Source organism: Massilia genomosp. 1 (assembly GCF_011682185.1).
GTDB classification, from domain to species: Bacteria; Pseudomonadota; Gammaproteobacteria; order Burkholderiales; family Burkholderiaceae_D; genus Telluria_A; species Telluria_A rubra.
In genome coordinates this window covers 1-5148 of sequence record NZ_WHJF01000191.1, presented here as the reverse complement: position 1 = coordinate 5148, position 5148 = coordinate 1, and the positions used below count along the sequence as shown (strand labels likewise).

General features: G+C 63.5%; 3 protein-coding genes and 1 pseudogene. 3 read left to right on the top strand and 1 reads right to left on the bottom strand.

Going from position 1 to position 5148, the window contains the following annotated elements; genetic code table 11:
• Positions 1–179: 179 nt before the first annotated feature.
• The 3 genes from F1735_RS32360 to F1735_RS32350 all read left to right on the top strand — a co-directional run bounded on the left by F1735_RS32360 (position 180) and on the right by F1735_RS32350 (position 3299).
• The gene (locus tag F1735_RS32360) at positions 180–1565 is read left to right on the top strand and encodes a replicative DNA helicase (protein WP_166891655.1); all 1386 of its coding nucleotides are present in this window, start codon (positions 180–182) and stop codon (positions 1563–1565) included.
• Positions 1566–1650: 85 nt separating this feature from the next.
• A complete protein-coding gene (locus F1735_RS32355) occupies positions 1651–2277 on the top strand; it encodes a DUF47 domain-containing protein (protein WP_054263945.1) in 627 nt (208 codons plus the stop codon).
• A gap of 11 nt (positions 2278–2288) precedes the next feature.
• Positions 2289–3299, top strand: coding sequence for an inorganic phosphate transporter (locus tag F1735_RS32350; protein ID WP_167228706.1), 1011 nt, complete (start codon positions 2289–2291; stop codon positions 3297–3299).
• 63 nt (positions 3300–3362) lie between these two features.
• On the opposite strand, the pseudogene F1735_RS32345 reads toward F1735_RS32350, so the two are convergent.
• A pseudogene (locus F1735_RS32345) lies at positions 3363–5024 on the bottom strand (GspE/PulE family protein); the annotation flags it as partial.
• Positions 5025–5148 lie beyond the last annotated feature (124 nt).

Here is a 5148-nt window from a genome sequence, read left to right as displayed (position 1 = left end):
CTTTGATCGCCTTGGCATGCCTCGCCTCACATAACCTCAACTACTCGAACCGCCCGGTGCGGACCCGCATGCCGGGTGGTGTGGCAGGGGAGCAGCTATATTTAGCTGCCCCCTATGCCGATGTCCAAATTTCCCCAATTATGTCAGCCAGTTGACCCGAAGCAGGTATAATTCGCGCCATGAACGCACCATCCGATCCGCAGCTCGACGCACTCCGCATCCCGCCCCATTCCATCGAAGCAGAACAATCTGTGATCGGTGGTTTGCTGCGCGATAACGCCGCGTTCGACCGCATTGCCGACATGATGCATGCCGACGACTTCTATCGCTACGATCACCGCATCATCTTCGAGCAGATCGTCAAACTGATCAACCAGTCGAAACCGGCCGACGTGATCACCGTGTTCGAGGCGCTCAGCAACATCGCCAAGGCCGAGGATGTGGGCGGCTTGCAGTACCTGAACGCGATGGCGCAGAATACGCCGTCGGCGGCCAACATCCGGCGCTACGCCGAGATCGTGCGCGACCGCGGCGTGCTGCGCAAACTGATCACCGTGGCCGACGAAATCTCGGGCAATGCGTTCAACCCGCAGGGCAAGGAAGTCAAGCAGATGCTCGACGAAGCCGAGTCCAAGATTTTCGCCATCGCCGAACAGGGCGCGCGCGGCTCGCAGGGCTGGATCGCGGTGCAGCCGCTGCTCACCCAAGTGGTCGAGCGCATCGATGAACTCTACAGCCGCGACAACCAGAGCGAAATCACCGGCGTGCCGACCGGCTTCATTGACCTCGACCGCATGACGTCCGGCCTGCAGCCGGGCGACCTGGTGATCGTGGCCGGCCGTCCGTCGATGGGCAAGACCGCGTTCTCGGTCAACATCGGCGAGAACGTCGCCATCGAAGCGGGCCTGCCGGTCGCGATCTTCTCGATGGAGATGGGCGGCACCCAGCTGGCCATGCGTATGCTTGGATCGGTCGGCCAGCTCGACCAGCACCGCCTGCGCACCGGCCGCCTGAACGACGAAGACTGGCCGCGCCTGACGCACGCGATCCAAAAGATGAACGACGCCCAGTTGTACATCGACGAGACGCCGGCCTTGAATCCGATCGAGCTGCGCGCGCGCTCGCGCCGCCTGTCGCGCCAGTGCGGCAAGCTTGGCCTGATCATCATCGACTACATCCAGCTCATGACGGGCAGCCAGCCGGGCGACAACCGCGCCTCCGAGATTTCGGAGATTTCGCGTAGCCTGAAAGGCCTGGCCAAGGAACTGCACTGTCCCGTGATCGCCCTGTCCCAGCTGAACCGCTCGCTGGAACAACGTCCCAACAAACGCCCCATCATGTCCGACTTGCGCGAATCGGGCGCGATCGAGCAGGATGCCGACGTCATCATCTTCCTGTATCGCGATGAGGTCTACAACCCGGACTCGCCCGACAAGGGCACCGCGGAGATCATCATCGGCAAGCAGCGTAACGGTCCGATCGGCTCGATCCGCCTGACCTGGATCGGCCAGTACACCAAGTTCGGCAACTACAGCGGTAACCTGGCGGTCTACCAGGGCGACTGACCCATAACGGCGCCGCCACGAGCGGCGTCATCAAGCAGTATCACGCAGTATCAATCACGCTTTAACGCGCTTTAACGGAGAAACCATGTTTGGACGCCTGATGCCCACCGAGGGCAAGTTTTTTGAGCTCTTCAACCAGCACGCTGCATTATGCGTGAAGGGCGCGCATGAAATGGTTGGCCTGATGACCAACTTCGACGACCTCGAAAACCGCGTCCACGCGATCGAAAGCATCGAAAAGCAAGCCGACAAGATCACCTACGCCACCGTCGACATGCTGCACAAGACGTTCATCACCCCGATCGACCGCGACGACATCCACAAGCTGATCACGCGCATGGACGACATCCTCGACCTGATGGAAGACGCGGCGCAGACGGTCTCGCTGTACGACCTCAAGGCGGTGACCCCGGAAGCGAAGCGCCTGGCCGAACTGTGCCTGGCCTGCTGCCAGAAAGTCGAACAAGCCGTCGGCCTGCTGCACAACATGGACAACTCGCAAAAGATCGTCGCCATCTGCGAAGAGATCGACCGCCTCGAGTCCGACGCCGACCATGTCATGCGCGCCGCCATGTCGAAACTGTTCCGCGATGAACCGGACGTGCGCAACCTGATCAAGCTCAAGGCGATCTACGAGATCCTCGAAACCGTCACCGACCGCTGCGAGGATGTTGCCAACATCATCGAAGGCATCATCGTCGAAAACGCGTAAGCGGCGCCAGCATGGAACATATCCAAATCAGCATTTACGTGCTCGGCATGTTGATCGCCCTGGCGCTGCTGTTCGACTTCATGAACGGTTTCCACGACGCCGCCAACGCGATTGCCACGGTCGTCTCGACGGGCGTGCTCAAGCCGCAGACCGCGGTCGCCATGGCCGCCGTGTTCAACTTCATCGCCATCGGCGTGGTGGGCGTACACGTCGCCGCCACCCTGAGCAAGGGCACCATCGATCCCAAGGTGGTGGACCAGTACATCATCTTCGGGGCCCTGGTCGGGGCCATCATCTGGAACCTGATCACCTGGTACTACGGCATTCCTTCGTCGTCCTCGCACGCGCTGATCGGCGGCCTGGTGGGCGCGGCGGTGGCCAAGTCCGGCACCGGCGCCCTGATCGGCAGCGGCTTGCTCAAGACCGTCATCTTCATCGTGGTCGCGCCCTTGCTCGGCTTTGCACTGGGCTCGATCATCATGCTGATCGTGGCCTGGGTGTTCGTCAAGTCGACCCCGCGCAAGGTCGATACCTGGTTCCGCCGCGCGCAGTTGTTCTCGGCGGCCGCGTACAGCCTGGGCCACGGCGGCAACGACGCGCAAAAAACCATGGGCATCATCTGGATGCTGCTCATCGCCAGCGGTTACTGCAACCCGGCCGACACCACCCCGCCAAGCTGGGTGATCATTTCGTGCTACGCGGCGATCAGTTTCGGCACCTTGTTCGGCGGCTGGCGCATCGTCAAGACCATGGGCCAGAAGATCACCAAGCTCAAACCGGTGGGCGGCTTTTGCGCCGAAACCGGCGGCGCGATCACCTTGATCATGTCGAGCTTTTTCGGTATTCCGGTATCGACCACGCACACCATCACCGGCGCCATCGTCGGCGTGGGGGCGTCGCAGAAGATGTCGGCGGTGCGCTGGGGCGTGGCCGGCAATATCGTGTGGGCCTGGATTTTCACGATTCCGGCGTCGGCCTTCATGGCGGCGGTGGCATGGTGGATCGGTACCCACATCATGTAAGGGGTACCCGCCCCCGCAAGCAAGACCGCCCGTTCCGACCGGCGGTCTTTTTTTCGTCTGAGGCTAGCGTATGCACACCTGGCGCACCGTGCGCAGGTCGGTCAGGCCCAGCAAGACCTTCTCGATGCCATCCATTTTCAGGGTCAGCATGCCTTCGTCGAGGGCGGCGGCGAGCAGCAGCGCGACCCGGCTGCGCTCCTGCAGCAGGCGCTTGATGTGGTCCGAGCCGATCATCAGTTCGTGCAGGCCGATCCGGCCCAGGTAGCCGCCATTGCACCCGGCGCAGCCGCGCGCGCGGTACAAGGTGAAGCGCCCCTCGCCATCGGCATGGCGTGCGCGCCAGGCGGCCAGCACCGCGTCGGGCGCCGCGCCGGCGTGGGGAGCTTCGGCGCAGTACTCGCCGGCCAGCTGCGCCATTTCGGCCGCGCCGGGCTGGTAAGCTTCTTTGCACGCGCCGCACAGGCGCCTGGCCAGGCGCTGCGCCAGCACGCCGAGCAGCGCGTCGGCGAAGTTGAACGGGTCCATGCCCATGTCGAGCAGGCGCACGATCGATTCCGGCGCGCTGTTGGTGTGCAGGGTGGCCAGCACCAGGTGCCCGGTCAGCGACGCCTCGATGCCGATGCCGACCGTTTCGCGGTCGCGCATTTCGCCGACCATGATCACGTCCGGGTCGGCCCGCAAAAAGGCCCGCATCACGGTCGCAAAGTCGAGCCCCGCCTTGCGGTTGACCTGCACCTGGCGCAAGCCCTTTTGCGTGATCTCGACCGGGTCTTCGGCGGTCCAGATCTTGGTGTCGGGCGTGTTCAGGTGCGCCAGCAGGGAGTGCAGGGTGGTGGTCTTGCCCGAACCGGTCGGCCCGCACACGAAGAACAGGCCGTGCGGCTTGCCGATCGCCGCCAGCAGGCGCGCCAGGTTATGCGGCAGCACGCCCAACTGGTCGAGCGGCATGGCCTCGCCGGCCGGCAGGATGCGCATGACGATGTCTTCCACCCCGCCGGCCGACGGAATGGTGGCCACGCGCAGTTCGATGTCGAGCGGGCCGTACTTGCCAAAGCTGATCTTGCCATCCTGCGGCCTGCGCCGCTCGGACGTATCGAGGTCGCACATGATCTTCACGCGCGCGGCCAGGGCGTTGCGGTAGCCGGCCGGGATGTCGATGTAGGGCGCCAGCGCGCCATCCTTGCGAAAGCGGATCGCGGTGCGCCCCTTGCCGGGCAGCGGCTCGATGTGGATGTCGGACGCGCCCTGGCGCCAGGCATCCATGATCACCTTGTTGACCAGCTTGACCAGTTCATTTTCCACCGCCTGCGAGACTGGCCGGGTGTCTTCGTCCTCGCCCGCATCGTGCCTCATGCCGGACAAGACTTCGCGCAGCGAGCTGCCGTCGCTGCGCGCGGTGGTGCCGAAGAACTGGTCGACCGTGCGCCGGAATTCCGCGCGCGTGGTGACGCACCAGACGATGCTCGACCTGGGGAAGACCTGGTTGACGATGCGGCTGGCGCGCACCCGTTCCGGGTCGAGCGCGAGCACCAGCAAGCCGTCCTTGTCTTCGTCGAGCGGCAGCCACTGGTTGTCGTCGACGTATTGGGCCTTCAGGTTCTTGAGCAGCACAACCGGCTTGAGCCGGCCCGGCAGGAAAGGCGCGTACGGCACCCCGAAGTGGCAGGCCAGCGCGCTGCCGATGGCCGCCAGCGAGAGCTGCAAGTCCTTTACCAGCACCTCTTCCCCCTGTGTCAGACTACTTGTCGGGTGTGTTTTTGAACAAAGTATGTCGTGATCTTGAGCGTTGTAGTGGGGTTTTTAGGGTTCGTTCTTGTGCTGTACTTTTGACATCGTTTCCGGGAGCGGG

Excerpts from the sequence above, each read along its gene's own strand:
- F1735_RS32355 (WP_054263945.1), top strand. The coding sequence starts at position 1,651 with ATGTTTGGACGCCTGATGCCCACCGAGGGCAAGTTTTTTGAGCTCTTC.
- F1735_RS32350 (WP_167228706.1), top strand. The coding sequence starts at position 2,289 with ATGGAACATATCCAAATCAGCATTTACGTGCTCGGCATGTTGATCGCC.
- F1735_RS32360 (WP_166891655.1), top strand. The coding sequence starts at position 180 with ATGAACGCACCATCCGATCCGCAGCTCGACGCACTCCGCATCCCGCCC.